The 17,916-nt window shown below is 73.2% G+C and carries 14 protein-coding genes; 8 read left to right on the top strand and 6 right to left on the bottom strand.

Annotated elements, in window-relative coordinates:
* Positions 1-71: 71 nt before the first annotated feature.
* The 4 genes from E1B22_RS12070 to E1B22_RS12055 all read right to left on the bottom strand — a co-directional run bounded on the left by E1B22_RS12070 (position 72) and on the right by E1B22_RS12055 (position 2,463).
* Positions 72-857: an SdpI family protein gene (locus E1B22_RS12070; protein ID WP_135225839.1), complete on the bottom strand. Its 786-nt coding sequence runs from the start codon at positions 855-857 to the stop codon at positions 72-74.
* Positions 827-1,096, bottom strand: coding sequence for an autorepressor SdpR family transcription factor (locus E1B22_RS12065; RefSeq protein ID WP_135225838.1), 270 nt, complete (start codon positions 1,094-1,096; stop codon positions 827-829). The genes E1B22_RS12070 and E1B22_RS12065 overlap by 31 nt, the downstream gene beginning before the upstream one ends.
* A 174-nt stretch (positions 1,097-1,270) precedes the next feature.
* Positions 1,271-1,702 (bottom strand): PadR family transcriptional regulator, encoded by a 432-nt coding sequence (locus E1B22_RS12060; RefSeq protein ID WP_135225837.1) that lies wholly within the window; start codon positions 1,700-1,702, stop codon positions 1,271-1,273.
* A gap of 128 nt (positions 1,703-1,830) precedes the next feature.
* Positions 1,831-2,463, bottom strand: coding sequence for a hypothetical protein (locus tag E1B22_RS12055; RefSeq protein ID WP_135225836.1), 633 nt, complete (start codon positions 2,461-2,463; stop codon positions 1,831-1,833).
* An 811-nt stretch (positions 2,464-3,274) separates the two neighbouring features.
* Between E1B22_RS12055 and E1B22_RS12050 the strand changes: the two genes are divergently transcribed.
* Positions 3,275-3,961: a thermonuclease family protein gene (locus E1B22_RS12050; protein ID WP_243123472.1), complete on the top strand. Its 687-nt coding sequence runs from the start codon at positions 3,275-3,277 to the stop codon at positions 3,959-3,961.
* Positions 3,962-4,701: 740 nt separating this feature from the next.
* The gene (gene lysA / locus E1B22_RS12045; protein ID WP_135225834.1) at positions 4,702-6,039 is read left to right on the top strand and encodes a diaminopimelate decarboxylase; all 1,338 of its coding nucleotides are present in this window, start codon (positions 4,702-4,704) and stop codon (positions 6,037-6,039) included.
* A 132-nt stretch (positions 6,040-6,171) separates the two neighbouring features.
* On the opposite strand, the gene E1B22_RS12040 is transcribed toward lysA, so the two are convergent.
* The gene (locus E1B22_RS12040; RefSeq protein ID WP_243123470.1) at positions 6,172-7,254 is read right to left on the bottom strand and encodes a DUF1648 domain-containing protein; all 1,083 of its coding nucleotides are present in this window, start codon (positions 7,252-7,254) and stop codon (positions 6,172-6,174) included.
* Between the two features lie 440 nt (positions 7,255-7,694).
* Between E1B22_RS12040 and E1B22_RS12035 the strand changes: the two genes are divergently transcribed.
* The 5 genes from E1B22_RS12035 (at position 7,695) to E1B22_RS12750 (ending at position 16,022) form a co-directional block, all read left to right on the top strand.
* Positions 7,695-9,362 carry a peptide ABC transporter substrate-binding protein gene (locus E1B22_RS12035; RefSeq protein ID WP_135225833.1) on the top strand — a complete coding sequence of 556 codons (1,668 nt, stop codon included), beginning with the start codon at positions 7,695-7,697 and terminating at the stop codon, positions 9,360-9,362.
* Positions 9,363-9,628: 266 nt separating this feature from the next.
* The gene (locus tag E1B22_RS12030; RefSeq protein ID WP_135225832.1) at positions 9,629-10,540 is read left to right on the top strand and encodes an ABC transporter permease; all 912 of its coding nucleotides are present in this window, start codon (positions 9,629-9,631) and stop codon (positions 10,538-10,540) included.
* 56 nt (positions 10,541-10,596) lie between these two features.
* Positions 10,597-11,640: an ABC transporter permease gene (locus tag E1B22_RS12025; RefSeq protein WP_243123469.1), complete on the top strand. Its 1,044-nt coding sequence runs from the start codon at positions 10,597-10,599 to the stop codon at positions 11,638-11,640.
* Positions 11,641-12,074: 434 nt separating this feature from the next.
* Positions 12,075-14,456 (top strand): ABC transporter ATP-binding protein, encoded by a 2,382-nt coding sequence (locus tag E1B22_RS13985; protein ID WP_305791207.1) that lies wholly within the window; start codon positions 12,075-12,077, stop codon positions 14,454-14,456.
* A gap of 222 nt (positions 14,457-14,678) precedes the next feature.
* Entirely contained in the window at positions 14,679-16,022 is a 1,344-nt protein-coding gene (locus E1B22_RS12750) for a C40 family peptidase (protein WP_243123467.1), read from the top strand.
* A gap of 406 nt (positions 16,023-16,428) precedes the next feature.
* Here the strand turns inward: E1B22_RS12750 and E1B22_RS12010 are convergent, their stop codons facing one another.
* The gene (locus E1B22_RS12010; protein WP_135225831.1) at positions 16,429-16,971 is read right to left on the bottom strand and encodes a hypothetical protein; all 543 of its coding nucleotides are present in this window, start codon (positions 16,969-16,971) and stop codon (positions 16,429-16,431) included.
* Between the two features lie 135 nt (positions 16,972-17,106).
* Between E1B22_RS12010 and E1B22_RS12005 the strand changes: the two genes are divergently transcribed.
* Positions 17,107-17,850, top strand: a complete 744-nt coding sequence (locus tag E1B22_RS12005) for a transcription repressor NadR (RefSeq protein WP_135225830.1) — start codon at positions 17,107-17,109, stop codon at positions 17,848-17,850.
* Positions 17,851-17,916: the final 66 nt, after the last annotated feature.

The raw sequence follows: 17,916 nt of genomic DNA, 5'->3' as shown, positions 1-17,916 counted from the left end.
GATCGACCCGCACCCGTTTCCCATCCTTGCGGTCCTCGCGCGTTCCGGGCCGGCCACGCCGGCTTGCCCGTTCAGCCCATGTCGGCGCCGTTCAACCGCCGCCAGAGCAGATACGAGTAGACCGTCGTTCCCATGGTGACCCCGATGACGCTGGCCAGGATCACCGGCACCGTCCAGCTGGGCGGCAGGAAGGCGGTCGTCGCGATGGCCAGCCCCGCGAGGATGAACAGCCAGCCCCCGGCACGATGGGTCTTGCGCCACACCGCCTCACTGGACAGCGTCCACGGCGTGCGGATGCCGAAGAAGAAGTTGGGGCGCACTTGACCCATGACGTTGCCCATGATGATCAGCATCAGGCCGACGCCAAGACCGATGACCCGGTCGACGGCGACGGGGATGCCGAGGCCGGTCATGAGGACCACCGCGTGGACGCCCAGCAAGAACAGGACGGTGATCTGCCGGACCAGCCGGTAGGCGCCTGCGAACCGGGGGTAGTTGGCGCGGCGCGGGTCGATGGACGGAAGAACCTTCAGCAGAAGGTACGTGCCCGCCGCCGTCGCCCAGCCGAACCACGCTGCGAAGGCCCTGGGAGCCCATCCGTCTGGCTGCCCGGCTGCGTTCCAGTGGATCACCATCTGATCCGGGAGGCGCGGGTAGACCCCGGCGGTCGCCAGGGCCGCCAGGGCGAGGAGCAGCCATTCCAGAACGTCGCGACCGCGGTCGTCCCGGTCCGGCCCCTGGCCGTCTTGCGGCGGAGCCGCATGCCCACCGCGCGAGGACATCGCGGGGCCGCCGGCTTCCGGGCCGGACCCGGAGCCGTGCGAGGTCACCGCGGGCCCGCCAGGTCCATCAGCCATGCGATCACCTCCTGGAAGACCGTGGTGTTGAGGGAGTACGCCACGTGCTGCCCTCGCCGCTCGTCCAGCACCAGCCCCGCATGCTTAAGGAGGCTCAGGTGGTGCGAGATGCTGGCCTGGGTGACCGGGAAGTGCGCGGCGATCTCCCCTGCCGTCAGGTCGCGGTCGCGGAGCAGCCGCAGGATGGCCCGGCGGGTGGGGTCGGCCAGGGCTTTGAAGACCAGCTGGGGCTCACCCACGCTGTGCCTCCTTGAGGCTGTTTTTAGAAGTTTGTCTAAATATTAAACTACGTATCGTGAACCCATCAAGGGGTGCATCCCTTGGTCGCGGGTTCGCGGGGGTCTGGCCCGGTGAGGCGGTCAAGAGGAGGTCCCTTCGGGGGGGCGGCCCCGGTGGTGACGGGCGGGGCGCGGTCAGGGGCCCGGACCCCCACGGAGGGGGATGGCGGGATCGGGGGCGGAATCGCCGCGTCCGCAGGCCGGGTTGGCTGCGCGGGCGGCGGGCTGGCCCGTCACCACCCCGTCCACGCCCCGTGCGAACCGTTGCCACTCGTCCACCCACCGATGAAGGGCCTGATGGCCCTGGGGCAGGATGCGATAGTACTTCCGCGGTGGCCCTTGCGGTGAGGGCTCGAAGTATCCTTGGACGAACCCGGCCCGCTCCAGGCGGGCGAGAACGGGGTAGATGCTCCCCTCGCTGACGAGGTGCAGCCCGCGCCGGCCGAGTTCTTCCACCATCTCGTAGCCGTAGCGGGGTCGCTCGGCGATCAGGGCCAGGAGCAGCATGTCCAGGACGCCTTTGAGCAGCTGGCTGCCGCGGGTTTCATCGCGACCACGGTCGCGCAAGGCTCGGACACCTCCTCCGGCAACGGTCTGGGCCTCGTTCGTGCGCCAGGACCCGGTGGCCGGCCCCGGCGGCCGGTGCATGACCCGGGCGACCATGGTGGCCTGATCCGGGTGCTGGCGTCGTCCGCCTACGGGAGGGAGGCCGGTGCCCGCGGCCGGGTGGGGTCGCGGAGGATCGCAAGCCCGTTGATCACGAGGCAACCCACCATGACGAGCACCGCCTGCCACCGGGGGATCTCGAGGAGGACCCACTCGGGTACCCAGGGCATGGCCGGGCTCAGGACCAGCATGCCGACGAAGGTGACGGCGGCCACCGCCACCCACAGGCGGCCGTAGCGCTCCCTGGCGCTGTTGGCCAGCCAGCGCGCACCCAGCCGGGGCGAGAACAGGATCCAGACGCCCGTTGCCATCCACAGCACCTGGACGAGGTGAGCCGCCTCCACCGCGACGACCGGCTGGACCCAGACGGCCGGTAGCAGCGTGATGAAGACCGCCGCCGCGACGATCTGCGCCGCCAGCACCAGCGCCTGCCATCGGGGCTGGTGCCGGCCCACGGCGCGCCACCACTCCTCGGCGAACCGGGCGACGTCGCCGCCGATCACGGCCTCGACGGATTTGCCGGCCGCCACGGCTTGCTCGAGGTGGGCCCGCAGCTCGGCGGCCATCTGATCGATCTGCGCCCGGGGAAGGCCGGCGGCGACCCAGTACACGATGCACGAGTCGACGGCCTCGGTGACGGGGTTCTTGGGTCCCTGCGCCATCGTCCAATCCTCCTGGCCATGGCGTATCTTGTACCGCAAGGTACTGCGTCGAGCATAACAGAGGCTATCATGTTTTGCAATATAGTCGCGGCCGCGAGGCGACGCAGGGCTGGGGCGCGGGGCGGCGCAGGGGTGGGGTGGGTTGCGAGGCCGCTCACGGGTGGGTCGCGAGGCGGCTCAGGGGCCGAAGTGGCCGCCGGTCCGCCGGCCGCACGCGTGAATGGGCGCGGCCCACGCCCCTTGACGCCGGTGGCGTCAGCTGCGGACAACTAACGGTGGTAGGCCGCGGTGGCGATGGTGGGATGCCGGTGGCCGACGCCTGTGGGGACTGCGACCTGTGCAACGAATGGTGGCGGTGACGATGGTGGGATGCTCGACCTTGCACCGAGGTCAGCGGGGGCTGGGCCAGGCCGACGACCCGTGGGCGATGGGCCCCGGGAGGAGCGGTCGAGCGATGCGTGATCTGGCGGTGTGCAAGCTGGGAAGGTGCGGCGTGCCGGCGCGGGCCCGTGCCAAAGCCGCGGCCCTGCTGGTCGCGTTGGTCCTCGCCGTCGCCCTCGGAGCGGCTGGGTGCGGCACCGAGACGGAGCCGGCCACACCGGCGGGTCCCGGCTCGTCGGGGGTGGCGCCGTCCGGCCGCGATGCGGCCGCGAACGATGGGACCGGGGCCACGGAGCCAGCCGCGGGTGCCGCCGGCGAAAGCGCCGAAGGGTCCACGGGCACCGGTGCGAAAAGGGATTCGTCGCCGTCCTCGGGGCGGCTGCAGCCCGCCGCGGAGCGTCAGCGTCCGGGACTCACCCGCGCCCGGGTGGTGGACGTGATCGACGGCGACACCCTCGAGGTCGAGCCCCTGGGCGGTGCGCCGCTGCCCTCGACGCGGGTGCGGCTGATCGGTGTCAACACCCCCGAGGTCCACGGCGAGGTCGAACCCTACGGTCCGCATGCGGCCCGCTTCACCCGGCGGCATCTCGCGGGCCGGGTGGTGTGGCTCGAGAAGGACGTGTCGGAGACGGACCGCTACGGCCGCGCCCTGCGCTACGTTTGGCTGGTCGAACCGCCTGAGCGGCCGACGCCGGCCCATGTGCGGGAGGGGATGTTCAACGCTATCTTGCTCCTGGAGGGCTCCGCCCAGGTGGTCACCTACCCGCCGGACGTGCGATACGCGGACCTGTTCGTCCGGTTCCAGCGCGAGGCCCGGGAGGCGGAGCGCGGCCTGTGGGGCCTGCGGGCTGCGTCCGGCGGAAGGTATGGTGCCGGCGCGGCTGACGGCGGCTCGTCGCAGCCGGGATCCGGCGCGATCCGGACGGCGGGAGCGCGGGATCCCGCCCCCGTCGGCCGACGCGGAGGGTGCGATCCCGCCTATCCCGATGTGTGCATCCCATCGCCGCCGCCGGATCTCGATTGCGGGGACATCCCCTACCGCGACTTCCGGGTGCTGCCGCCCGATCCGCACCGGCTCGACGGCTGGGACCGGGATGGCGTCGGATGCGAGCGGTGATCGCCGTCGCGACCGCTGGGGGACCGGTGTCCGATCACGGCGGGCATCCGAACGCGGGGCCCGGTCCCATGAAGGTTGCGACCGGGGGGTGGAGACGGCCCACGCCAGGGCCACCACACCCCCCAAGAGGTCGAGGGCCCATATCGGACGACCAGCGTGATCATGCAGTCGCATCCGTCGTGCCGCCACACCCCCCAAGAGGTCGAGGGCCCACATCGGTCTGCGGGCCTGGGTCCGGTCGATGCGATACCCCCAACAGGCGAGGCCGAGCAGTACGGCGCCGCTCGCCCCTCGTACCAGGGCGCTGAGGACTGTCAGGATTCGGCCGACGAGTGCGTCCGGCATGGGATCGACCCTCGTCCCTTGTTGCCGATGACGGCGCCAGGGCTGACGTGGTGTCGCGTGCTGACGTGGTCCCTGGGCCCCCGTTGGCCAGGACCGTCTGCCCGCCTGGGTCCCCGGCCCCGGCCTCGGCGACCTGCGGTCGGTGGGGGGAGCGGTCGCACGGGGTGAGCCGACCTGTCATCGGAGTTCGTCACCGCAGGCGGCGCTCCCACCCGCGTTGCCGCTCCCACCCGCGCTCCCGTCCCTCCGGCCTTGTGCCCCTTCCCGGACCTGTGCTACGTTAACCGCGATTTCCCTGCTCCCACCCGGGTCCGGCCGGCCGACGGGCGGCGCGCAGCACCCCGCCCGGCCGCGAACGACCCAAGGGCACGAGCGTCGAGCGGGAGGAGAGCACCTTGCCGCAGCCGGAACTGCAGTCGCGCACGGCCTGGCCGCCGGTGGTCACGAGCCCCCGCGGCCACCTGGCCATCGGGGGAGCCGACGCCCTGGACCTGGTGGAACGGTTCGGGACGCCTCTCTACGTCCTCGACGAGGCCGCCATCCGTCGGCGTTGCCGCGCCTACCGCGAGGCCATGGGCAACGCCGGGGTCGTGGCCTACGCCGCCAAGGCGCTGTGCACCACCGCCGTCCTCCGCATCATGGACCAGGAGGGGCTGTGGCTCGACCTGGTCTCCGGCGGCGAGCTCCACACCGCCCTGTCCGCCGGGTTCCCGCCCGCCCGCGTCCTCCTGCACGGGAACAACAAGAGCGACGAGGAACTGCGCCTGGCCATCGAGGTCGGCGTGGGCCGGGTCGTCGTCGACAACTTCCACGAGCTGGAGCGCCTGGCTGCCATGGCCCGGGCCGCCGGCCGCACCGTTCCCGTCCTCCTGCGGGTGGCGCCGGGGGTCGAGGCTCACACCCACGAGTTCATCCGCACCGGCCAGCAGGAGTCCAAGTTCGGCTTCGACCTGGCCACCGGCCAGGCCCTGGAGGCCCTGGACCGCGTGCTGGACGAACCGGCCCTGGACTGGTACGGCTTCCACTGCCACATCGGCTCGCAGATCCTGGCCGTCGAGCCCTGGGAGCAGGCGGCCCGGATCATGATGGACCTGGCCGCCGAGGCGCACCGGCGCACGGGCCGGTTCGTCCGGGAACTGGACCTGGGCGGCGGCCTGGGCATCCGGTACGTGCCGGGTGACGAGCCGCCCTCCATCGCCGAGACGGTCACCCGCATCCGGACCGCCGTGGCCCGCCTGGCGGACGAGCGCGGCCTGCCGGTGCCGCGACTCATCCTGGAGCCCGGGCGGTCCGTCGTGGGCGAGGCCGGGGTCACGCTGTACACGGTGGGGTCCGTCAAGCGCGTCCCGGGCCTTCTGCCCTACGTGGCCGTCGACGGCGGCATGGCCGACAACCCCCGCTACGCCCTCTACCGCGCCCTCTACACGGCCGTGCTGGCCAACCGGCCCCTGGACGAACCGGCCGAGCGGGTCTGCCTGGTGGGCCGCTACTGCGAGTCGGGCGACGTGCTGATCCCGGAGATCGAGCTGCCGCGGGTCGAGCCCGGCGACGTGGTGGCGGTCTTCAGCACGGGCGCGTACAACTACAGCATGTCCAGCCAGTACAACCGCTTCCCGCGGCCCGCCATGGTGCTGGTGCGGGAGGGGGAGGCCGCGGTCATCGTGGAGCGGGAGACCTACGACGACCTGGTGCGCCACGACCGGATCCCGCCGTCCCTGGCGCGGGAGGGCTGAGGGACCTCGTCCCCGGTTCGTGGCGAGAGCCTCGGGTCCAAACGCCCCGGACCCGATCCTCCAGGGGGTAGGGGTCGCGCCGAGCCGGCCCATCGCGAGCCGCCTCGCCCGGGACTCGGGAGGAAATCCCGCTCAGCGGCATGGGCCGCGGCCGCCTTCGACCACGGCCTGGGGGCAGCGTTCCCGTAGGACCGCGATGAAGCCCTCGCGATCCACGGGGGATACCAGCACCGTCTCGCCCGCGTCGGTCTCGATGGCCACGCGGCGCAGGGACGGTGCGGCGCTCGCTACAGGGTTCCACGTCGGTCGCACCCGGCGGATGCGCTGGAGCGGCACGTCAAAGTCCATCAGCCCCACCCGGATCTGGAGGTGGGTCGGCGTGACGCGGTAGTAGGACGGGCGCCAGAAGGTGTAGCCCACCACCAAGAGGTACGGCCCCAAGGCGACGAAGCCGACGATGGCCGTCTCGTCTCCGCGCAGCGCCATGTAGAAGGGAATCAGCGGCGGGATCGCCGTCAGGGCCATCAGGATCTTGCTGCGGGCGGCGGGGAAGTCGACCACGTCCGGCCAGGGCCCGTCCGGCCCGCTCGCGGCCGGCGCCGCCCGAAGGCGCAGCCCCGCCCGGTACACCGCCGCGCACCCCCCGATCGCCACCGCCAGCAGCGCCACGATCCACAGATAGAACCAGGGGGTAAGGCCGACCCACCGGCCCAGGGCGACGGCGGTGACCCCCACCGTCAGATGCAGCCACGCAGCCATGAGCAGGAACTTGAACCCACGGAGCAGGTGGCGGCTGGCGCGGGCCATGGCCCGGGCCGTCTCCGGCCGGGGTTCGATGGGCCAGTTGAGCAGGGACGCCGGCCATCGCGTCACCGCCGTGGCCAGCGCGTAGAGGAGCACGCCGATCCCGAGCAGGCCCCAGATGCTTCCCTTGGCGGCGAAGCCGTCGGCCTCGCCCCGCAGGTTGAAGTGGATGGGGACCTGGTCGGGCAGATGGGGCCACCAGATGGCGACCCAGACGAAGGACGCCAGCAAGAGGAGGGCGGCGGCGAGTTCCAGCACGCGCTCGCCGGGCTCCAGGGGCTTGCGCCACGCCGCCTCCAGGGCGTCCTGCCAGGTCCCCGCATGACCACGGGGCGCCCCGGGGGCCGCGTTCCCGGGGCCCGCGGGCGCGTCCTGGGAGGCCGTGTCGGTGCGGACACCCCTCTCCTCCAACCCGATGACCTCCCTGTCCGCCTATGCCATGGGAGCCGGGCATGAGCCGACGTGGGCCTCGGATCCCGACGATCCCGCCGTGGGCCTCGCATCCCATGGCGAGCGACCTCCTATGGATCAGCTTACCATCCCGGCGGCCCGGGCGTCCTCCCGGAAACGCCGTGGAGGGAGGGACCCCGCCTCGGCCCGGCCGGCTGGATCGGGGTCGCCCCGGGCGTCCTCCTGCCAACACCGTGCAGGAGGATGGCTCGCCCGGTGGCCCGGGTACCCCGTTCTAGGCCTCTCCGGCTGGTCGTAGGCTTGGAGGGGCACGAATTCGGACGAACCTCGCCGGCAGCCGGCAGGAATGCGGCCGTCCGGAAAGAAATCCCCGTCGATCCGAATCTTGGAGGCCACGTCGGAGGCCACGTCGCGAGGCCCACGGGGCGGGAGGGGATAGGGTGAGCCACGGTTCGTGGCGGCGGTTGCCGCGACGTCTTCGCCGGGCGGGCGGCGTCGCGCTCATGGTGGCGTTGGTCGTCTCGCTGGCCCTCGGCGGCTGCGGGGCGCCGAGTTCGTCCGGAGAGGGGGGCGCGGGGGGCGGCGACGAGCAGGTGCTCAACGACAACATCGGCTCCGAGCCCCCGACGCTGGATCCCGCGCTGATGACCGATCTCACCAGCTTCCAGATCGTCAATGCGGTGATGGAGGGCCTCACGCGCATCGGGCCCAAGGGTGTGGAGCCCGGCATGGCGGAGTCCTGGGATGTGAGCGACGACCAGTTGACCTACACCTTCCACCTGCGGGACGCCGTCTGGCAGAACGGCGATCCCGTCACCGCCCACGACTTCGTCTACGCCTGGCTGCGGGTGCTGGACCCCAAGACCGCGGCTCCCTACGCCTACCAGCTCTACTACGTCAAGAACGCGCAGAAGTACAACAGCGGCGAGCTCACCGACCCCTCGCAGGTGGGCGTCAAGGCCCTCGACGACAAGACGCTGCAGGTGACCCTCGAGGCGCCGACGCCGTACTTCCTCAGCCTGACCGCCTTCCCCACGCTGATGCCGGTCCACGAGGCGACGGTGGAGGCCAACCCCGACTGGGCGGGGGAGGCCGCGACCTACGTGGGCAACGGTCCCTTCCGGATCGCCGAGTGGGTCCACGACAGCCACATCGACCTCGTCAAGAGCGACACCTACTGGGACAAGGACACGGTGCGCCTCGAGCGGATGCACATCGTCATGGTCAACGAGGGCAGCACCGCCGAGACCATGTTCGCCAACGGCGAGCTGGACTCCAACGGCAGCCTGAACCCCCAGGACATCCCCCAGCTGCTGGCGAGCGGCGAGGCGAAGACGTCGCCCATCATCAGCGTGACGTCGATCTACTTCAACACGAAGCGGAAGCCCTTCGACGACCCGCGGGTGCGCAAGGCCTTCACCCTGGCCCTGGACCGCAAGGCCATCGTCGAGCAGGTCCTCAAGGGCGGGCAGAAGCCGGCGCTGGCCTTCGTGCCCTACGGCATCCCCAACCCGGTGACCGGCAAGGACTTCCGGGAGGAGGGCGGCGACTACTTCCAGGACGCCGACGTGGAGACGGCGCGGCGGCTCCTGGCGGAGGCGGGCTATCCCAACGGACAGGGCTTCCCCAAGGTGACCTACTTGTACAACGACAACGACACGAACCGGGCCCTGGCCGAAGCCTACCAGCAGATGTGGAAGCAGAACCTGGGCGTGCAGGTGGAGCTCCAGTCCATGGAGTGGAAGGTGTACCTGGAGACCACCAAGCGGGGTGAGTACGACCTGAGTCGCGGCAACTGGGTGGGCGACTACCTGGATCCCATGACCTTCCTCGACCTGTGGGTGACGGGCGGCGGCAACAACCGGGTCGGGTGGTCGAACCGCGAGTATGACCGGCTGATCGCCGAGGCCAAGGCCACCGCCGATCAGGAGGTCCGCTTCCGCAACATGCACGAGGCGGAGCGGATCCTGATGGACGAGATGCCCGTGGGGCCGATCTTCTTCGGGGTCAACGTCTACCAGGAGAAGCCGTACGTGAAGGGCGTGTTCCGCACGGCCCTGGGGACCACGGACTACAAGTGGGCGTACATCGAGGGCAAGGGCCGGTGAGGGAGGGGCGGTAGGGTGGCGCCCACGGGTCGTCGCGGGCGCGGACTCGCGGGCGCCCGCACCGGCCCCCAGTGGCCCCGGCCCCCGGCAGCGCCGGTCCCCCGGCCGGTCCCCCGGTGGCGTTGTCCTGCAGACCCTGAGCCCACGGGGTTCGCCGGTTGGCGTCGAGGGGCGGGGTCGCGGGTTCGCGACGCCGAGGCCAGCACGCCCGGCGGGCTGCGGCCCGGGGGCCGGTTCGTCCCCGTGGTGCAGGAGGAGGCCGAGCCGTGCAGTACGCCGGCCAGCGCCTGGTGATCACGCTGATCACCCTCTGGGCCATCGCGACGCTGACCTTCTTCATGATGCGCGCGGTGCCGGGCGGGCCCTTCGACGCGGAGAAGGACCTGCCGCCGGCGGTCAGGGCGAACCTCGAGGCCCGGTACCACCTGGACTGGCCGGTCTGGCGGCAGTACCTGGACTACCTCTACCGCACCGCGGTGTGGGACCTGGGGCCGTCCTTCACCTACCCCAACCGGACGGTCAACGACATCGTGGCCGAGGGGTTCCGGGTGTCCGCGGCCCTGGGTGCCCTGGCCATCGCGGTCGCGCTGGTCCTGGGGATCGGCGTGGGCGTGGTGGCGGCGCTGCACCACGGCCGCTGGCTCGATCGGGCGGCGATGTTCGCCGCGACCCTGGGCATCTCCATCCCCAACTTCATCCTGAGCGGGCTGCTGATCTACGTGTTCGCCTTCCGCCTGCGGTGGTTGCCGGCCGGCCTGTGGGGCAAGCCCGAGCAGGCGGTCATGCCCACCCTCGCGCTGGCGGCGCTCCCGACGGCGGTCATCGCGCGGCTGGTGCGGGCCAACATGCTGGAGGTCCTGCGGCAGGACTTCATCACCGTCTGTCACGCCAAGGGGTTGAGCCCCGGCCGGGTGGTGTTCGTCCACGCCCTGCGCAGCGCCGTGCTGCCGGTGATCACGTACCTCGGCCCGCTGGCCGCCGGGGTCCTGACGGGTAGCTTCGTGGTGGAGAACATCTTCGCGATCCCGGGCCTCGGCAAGTACTTCGTCCAGAGCGTGACGAACCGCGACTACACCGTCATCATGGGCGTCACCATGTTCTACAGCGTGCTGCTGGTGGTCGCCAACGCATTGGTCGACCTGGCCTATCGGCTGGTGGATCCCCGCATCCGCCTCTGAGACGGGGCGAACCGGCGGGCGGGACCCTTCGCAGCGACGCGGAGAGGAGGGCCGGCATGAAAGCGTCGTCGCACCAGGCGCTGCCCGGGTCACCGGCACGGCCGCGGTCCGACCCGGCCGAGGGAGGGGGGAGCGCTTCCACCGGGCCGGGAGGTGGCGCACCCGGTGCCGGCGGCGAAGGGGGCGGCTCCCCGGCTGTACCGTGGGCCGAGGGCGGCGACGGCTTCGGGGGGGTACCCCCGGAGGCGCTGGCCCCGGCGGCACCGGGATACTGGCAGGAGGCCTGGCGCCGCCTGCGGAGGAACCCGCTGGCGATGGCAGGGCTGGTGGTCATCGGGCTGATGGTCCTGGCCGCGGCCATCGGACCGGTCCTCTCGCCCTACGGCTACGACGAGCAGGTGCTCGCCGAGGCGAACCAGCCGCCCAGCGCCGCCCACTGGTTCGGCACCGACCACCTGGGGCGGGACATCCTGACCCGCGTGCTCTACGGAGCCCGCATCTCGCTGGCCGTGGGCATCATGGCCAGCTTGATCGGCCTCACCATCGGCGTGGCCTACGGCGCCATCGCCGGGTTCTACGGCGGGGTCGTCGACAACGTCATGATGCGCGTCATCGATGTGATCTACGGGCTGCCCTTCATCCTCTACGTGGTCCTGCTCATGGTGGTCCTGGGACCCGGCCTGGACAACGTCTTCATCGCCCTGGGGGCGGTGTACTGGACGGGGATGGCGCGGATCGTGCGGGGCGAGGTCTTGAGCCTCAAACAGCGGGAGTTCGTCCTCGCCGCCCGCGTCATGGGCGTCCCGCCCTGGCGGGTGGTCTGGCGCCACCTGGTGCCCAATGCCATCGGTCCCATCCTGGTCACGATGACGCTTTTGGTGCCCGAGGCCATCTTCAGCGAGGCCTTCCTGAGCTACTTGGGCCTGGGGGTGCAGGCCCCCATCGCCTCCTGGGGCGTGCTGGCCGCCGAGGGCAACCGCGCCTTGCGGGCGGCCCCGTGGGCCCTGTTCTTCCCGGCCACCTTCATCTGCATCACCATGCTGGCCTTCAACTTCCTGGGGGATGGGTTGCGGGACGCGCTGGATCCGCGGCTGCGCTGAAGGGCAGGGCGCGCCGGGATCCGCTCCGGACGACGCCGGGGTCGGCCGGCCGGGGCCGACGTGGGGGCGGTGCAGGGATCGCGAGGGGCCAGGGCCGACGCAGGGGGGGACGCAGGGATCGGGATGGGCCAGGGCCGACGCGACGGGCGACGCAGGGATCGCGATGGGATGGGGCCCTGCCGGTGGGATCGGCGGCGCAACTCCGCCGGTGGGGGCCGCGTGCAACTCCGCCGGCGGGGTCCACGGTGCAACTCCGCGTGGGGCCGGCGGTGGCGCCCCGCAGGCAGGATCCGCGGCGGCACCCCGAAGCGGCCGAGGGGATGCTCCTGTCGCCGCCGCTGGATCCTCGTGGCCGGTGCGATGGGCACGTCCGGGCCGGTCGGCGCCGGCGGCTCATCACGGCATGACCGAAGGGCGATCGAGGAGGCGACGCCGTGGGCGGGTTGGACCCGAGGCGAACCGGTGCAGGGGCCATCGGGAGGCCTCCGGCCATCCGGGAGGCCGGGGCGGCCGGCCCTGCGGAGCGGGGGATCCCGGAGTCCGGGCGGGCGCTGGCTGCGCACCGGGACCCGGCCTCCGCGGGCACCGATCCCCTGCTGGTGGTCGAGGACCTGGAGGTCACCTTCTTCACCGACCAGGGCCCGGTGCCAGCCGTGCGCGGGGTGAGCCTCACCGTGGGAGGCGGCGAGGTGGTGGCCCTGGTGGGCGAGTCGGGGTCGGGGAAGTCCGTCACCGCCCGGGCCATCACCGGCCTGGTGCCGCCCCCGGGCCGGGTGGTCGGCGGGCGGATCCGCCTGGCGGGGCGCGACCTGACCGGCCTCGGTCCCGCCGACTGGCGCCGGATCCGGGGCCGCGAGGTGGGGATGGTCTTCCAGGACCCCATGACGTCCCTGGACCCCCTGTTCCGCGTCGGCGACCAGCTGCTCGAAGCCATCACCGCCCACCGGCGGATGACGCGATCCCAGGCTCTGGCCCGGGCCGAGGAGCTGCTGGCCATGGCCGGGCTGCCCCGGCCCGCCGACCGGCTGCGCCAGTACCCCCATGAGCTCTCGGGCGGCATGCGCCAGCGGGTGCTGATCGCCATGGCGCTGGCGACGCCGCCGCGGCTGATCATCGCCGACGAGCCCACCACGGCCCTGGACGTGACCATCCAGGCCCAGATCCTCGCCCTGCTGGACGACCTGCGCCGCCGCACCGGGGCCGCCCTGCTGCTCATCACCCACAACCTCGGCGTGGTGGCCGAGCTGGCCGACCGGGTGTACGTGATGTACGGCGGCCGCATCGCCGAGGCGGCGCCCGTCGACCGGCTCTTCACCCGTCCGGCCCATCCCTACACCCGGGCCCTGCTGGCGGCCGTCCCCGACCCCCTGGCCACCGAGGCGCGTCCGCCCGAACCCATCCCGGGCGACCCTCCCGATCCGCGGCGGCTCCCTGCCGGCTGCCCCTTCGCCGGCCGCTGCCCCGTGGCGGAACCGCGGTGCTTCACCGAGGCGCTGCCGTTCCGGGAACTGGCTCCGGGTCACGGGGCGGCCTGCTGGCTGCTGGACGAGGCCAGCGGGCCCGCGGAACCGACGGGGGCGGCCGATGGGTACGGGGCCGCGCCGGCGGGGTGGACCGATCACCGCCGGGCGAGCCCAGCGGTGCCGCCGGCGGCGGACGAACCGGCCACCGAACGATCCCGGGGGCCGCGGGTCCGGCTGACCTTCGGGGCTGCAGAGCGGCGTCTCCCGGCGGATCGCAGCGGTCCCGCAGGAGGCGAGCCGCCTTCCACGGCACGGCGTTCGCCGGCGGCGGCCGGCGGGCATGCCGCCGACGCCATCCCCCGCCCCGCCGACCCCACCGCCCGGCCGGGCGACGCCTTGCTCCGCCTGGAGGCCGTGACCACCCTGTTCCCCGTGCGGCACGGCTGGCGCAAGGTGCGCCAGCTGCGCGCCGTGGACGGCGTCTCCCTCGAGGTGCGCCGGGGGGAGACGGTGGGGCTGGTGGGGGAGAGCGGGTGTGGCAAGACCACGCTGGGGCGGACCATCGTCCGCCTGTATCGGCCCGCCCGGGGCCGCATCCTGTTCCGCGGCCACGACCTGGCGAACCTGGACGAACCGGCCCTGCGCCCCCTGCGGCGCCATCTGCAGATGGTGTTCCAGGACCCCTACGCATCGCTGGATCCGCGCATGCGGGTGGAGGACCTGGTCGCCGAGCCGCTCCACCTGATCCCGGGCCTCAGCCGGCGGGAGCGACGGGAACGGGTGCGGGCCATGCTGGCCCGCGTGGGGCTGCGCCCCGAGCACGCCCTGCGGTATCCCCACGAGTTCTCCGGCGGCCAGCGCCAGCGCATCGGCATCGCCCGGGCGCTGGTGGTCGAGCCGGAGCTGGTGGTCGCCGACGAGCCCCTCTCCGCCCTGGACGTCTCCGTCCAGGCCCAGATCCTGCGCCTCCTGGCCTCCCTCCAGGACGAACTCGGCCTCGCCTATCTGCTGATCACCCACGACCTGGCGGTGGTCCGCCACGTCTGCCAGCGGGTGGTGGTGATGTACCTGGGACGGGTGGTGGAGGAGGCGCCGGTGGCGGAGCTCTTCGCCCACCCCCTGCATCCCTATACCCAGGCCCTCCTGGCCGCCATCCCCGTCCCCGATCCCGTCCGGGCCCGGCGGCGGGAGCGGCGGCTGGTGCAGGGCGAGCCGCCGGATCCGCTGAGTCCGCCTTCCGGGTGTCCCTTCCGAACCCGGTGCCCGGTGGCCCAATCCCGGTGCGCCGAGGAGGTCCCCATGCTGCGGGAGCTGGCGCCCGGCCACCGGGTGGCGTGTCACCTCGCGGGATGAATCGACACCGCTGTAGATCCACTGCCGCAGGCGGGAGAGGAGGTCGAATCGGTGACAGCCGCCCCTGCACCCTCGTCGACGCCCTGGGCGCCGCCCCCCGTGCAATCCCAGGACCCTCCGTCCGCAAGCTCGGACCCGGGCCCAGGGTCCGGACCGCGTGTCGCCCGTCCGGTTCCCGATCCGAACCCTGGGCCGAAGCCCGGCGCCACCCGCTGGGTGGCGGTGGCCGTCGCCACCGTGTGGCGCGACCCGGACCGGCCGCGCCCTGTGGACCTGCCGGCCCTGGCGAACCCGACGGCGCTGAGGGAGTGGCTGGCGGCCCTGGACGTCGCGGCGAAGAAGGATCTGGTCGGACGCATCGAAACCCAGGTGCTCCTGGGCCAGCCCGTCACCGTGCTCGAGGAACGGGACGGGTGGGTGCGGGTCGCGGTGCCCGAACAGCCGGAACCGGGGGCACCGCGAGGCTATCCCGGTTGGATCCCCAGTTGGCAGCTGACATCCGATCCGGCGTGGGCAGCCCTGGCAGGGCCGGCGGGGGCCGGCGGGGCGTGGGGCCCCTGGACGGCACCTTCGACTCCCCCGGACCAGAGCACCGTCGGCAGTGGCTCCAAGGCCGCGGTGGTGCCCGCGACCGTCACCGTGGCTGCGGTGACCACGTGGCTCCATCACCGGCCCCACCCGCAGGCCCGCTGGATGGAGATCAGCTTCGGGACCCGCCTGCCCCTCGTCGGCGAACTGGCCCCCAGCGGCTGCGGGGGGGCCGGTTCGTCCCCTTCCGCGCGGTCGAGCGGCACGGGGCCGTCCACGACCGACGGGGGAGCGGGGACGTCGAGCGGCGCGGGCGCGGCCTCCTCCTACACCACCCGAGGACGGGAGGCACGGGGTGGAGCGGGAGGGCCCATGGCGACCACGGAGCGCGAGGGGTGGATCGCGGTGGCGGTCCCGGTCCCCGAGTGGTGCGCCGGGCTCTCGCCCCCCGGTGAAGGCGCGGGCGGTCGGGTTCCCCGGGGTGCTCGGACGGATCCGGGAGCGACAGGCGCTGGCGTGGCCGTCGCCTGGGTGCGCCGGGCCGACGTCCGCATCGACGGCCGCCAGACGACCCCGGGGGTGGCCGAGGGCGCCAGGGAGGAGCACGGGCCAGCGCCGACCGGCGCGGGCGGCGTCCGGCCGGGTTCGACCGCCACGGGGTCCATGCTGCTCGAGACGGCCCGGCGTTTCCTGGGCGTGCCCTATCTATGGGGCGGCACCTCGGGCTTCGCGGTCGACTGCTCGGGCTTCGTCTACCTGGTCCACCGGTTTCACGGCATCGCGATCCCGCGGGACGCTGCTCCCCAACGGGACCACGGCGGGGGCCAGCCGGTGCCCCGGGACCGGCTGCGGCCGGGCGACCTGGTCTTCTTCGCCCACGACGGCGGCAAGGGCCAGGTCCACCATGTGGGCATGTACGCGGGCGACGGGCGCATGATCCACGCGCCCAACTCGGAGCGGGTGGTGGAGGAGATCCCCCTGGACACGCCGCCGTACGGCGAGCGTTACGCCGGCGCCCGCCGGTACCACGCCGGCTAGGTGGGGCGGCGCACCACGGGCAGGCAGGGTGGCGCGCCACGCCGGGCCCGGGTGCCGGCCATCCGGGGCACGCCAGGGGGCCAAACCGCGCGGGCCAGGCGGGCCACCCGCGGCGGCCCCGCCCGGACGACCGCCTAGCTTCCCAGGCCGCTGGGACCGCCCGGACGACCACCGGACGACCGCCGAGCTTGCCACGCCTCCGGAAGCCCGCCCGGGCGACCGGCCGGCTCGCCAGGCCGCCGGGGCCTGCCCGGACGACGCCCCTGCGTGCAAGGCGGCCAGGGCCCGCCCGCCCCCCGCCCGCCTTGCCAGCCGGGCGCGGGCCGGGTCCAGACGACCCCGCGGCCAGGGCGGGTGGCCGTCCGAGCAGCCCGGGCGGCCACCCGCCGGCCCCGGCGACCATCCCCTAACGGCCTTGGCCGGCGGTGGGCAGTCCTGAGGCTGCCCGCCCCGGACCGGCGAGGCGGATCCCGGCCCGCGCCAGGAGCTGCACGACGGCCAGGGTCAGCGCCCCGTCCATCAGGTGATGGACGGCGGTGCCGACCCCGGTGACCCAGCCCTGCCAGGGCGTGCCCGACGCGGCCCAAACCACCAGGGCCTCGCCGACGGCGTGGATCGGCAACACGGCCAGCAGCGCCGCCCACGGCGCCCAGCCCCGACGGAGCAGCAGGGCGCCGACGGCGGCGAAGGGCACGTGGGTGAAGGCGCGGGCCGCGACCACGGGCCCGAGGGTCAGGAAGAACCCGGCCGTGGCCCCCAGCCCCACCATGACCGCGGTGGTCGGCCCGAGCCACATCGCCAGCATCGACGGCACGTGGGACGCCAGGGTCGCGCTGAAGTGGGGACCGATCATCACCTGGAGGGTTCCCCGGAAGAAGATCGGAATCATCAGGGCGAGGGCCGTGAGCAGGCCCCCGAGGACCACCTGGCGCGCGGGTTGCGACGGCATGGCGGCACCCCCCAACTTCTGGGTCCTGTGTGTTTTCAGCTGTATATACAGCACGATGGGGACGGGATCCTGCCGTCGGCGCCGACCGGGTCGAGGCGCCGTGCGCCGGGGAGGGGGTCCGGAGGTGAGGTCGGCATGCCCCGTGAGGGGAGGGCTCGAGCGGGTGCCCCATCCGAGGCCGGTTCGTTCCATCGACCGGCGCCGGCGCCGGAGGGACGGCTCCCTGGCGCCGGAGCGCAGCCGGCAGGGGGTGACGCCACGGCGCGCCGTCACGCCATCCTCGAGGTGCTGGAGGAGGCTGGAGAACCCGTGCCCGGCCACCGGCTGGCGGCGCGGTTCGGCGTCACCCGCACCGTGATCGTCCACGACATCGCCCTCCTGCGCGCCCAGGGGGCGCCCATCGTGGCGACCCCGTCGGGGTACGTCATCAACCGACCGGCCGCCCGCCACGTGTGGAAGGTGGCCGTCGAACATGGCCCCGACCTCGAGGTGATCCGGCGCGAGCTCTATGCCATCGTCGACCAGGGGGTGACGGTGCGGGACGTGATCGTCGAACACCCCGTCTACGGCGAGCTGCGCGGCTGGCTGGATCTGCGGTCGCGCCACGACGTGGACCGGTTCTGTCGGCGGATGGCGGCCACCCGGGCCGAGCCGCTGCTCACTCTCTCCGGCGGGCCCCATCTCCACACCCTGGAGGCCGACGATCCGTCGGCCCCGGGACGGGTGGCCGAGGCCCTTCGACGGCTGGGGTTCCTCCTCGAAGAAGGTGCGGCGGGTGCCCCGGAGCCGCTCGGCCGCGGCGGGATGACGACGGGGAACGGCGATGCGCCGCCAGGGAGCGGCGGCGCATCGAAGGAAGACCGGGCACGCGGTCCGTGATGGCACGGTCCCCGGTACGAGGCCAGGGAGGGCGGCGGGCTGCCGGCCGCGAGCGTGCCGCGACCG

It is taken from the genome of Thermaerobacter sp. FW80, from assembly GCF_004634385.1.
GTDB classification, from domain to species: domain Bacteria; phylum Bacillota; class Sulfobacillia; order Thermaerobacterales; family Thermaerobacteraceae; genus Thermaerobacter; species Thermaerobacter composti.
The sequence above is the reverse complement of the archived record's forward strand: the minus strand, read 5'-3'. Positions and strand labels throughout refer to the sequence as shown.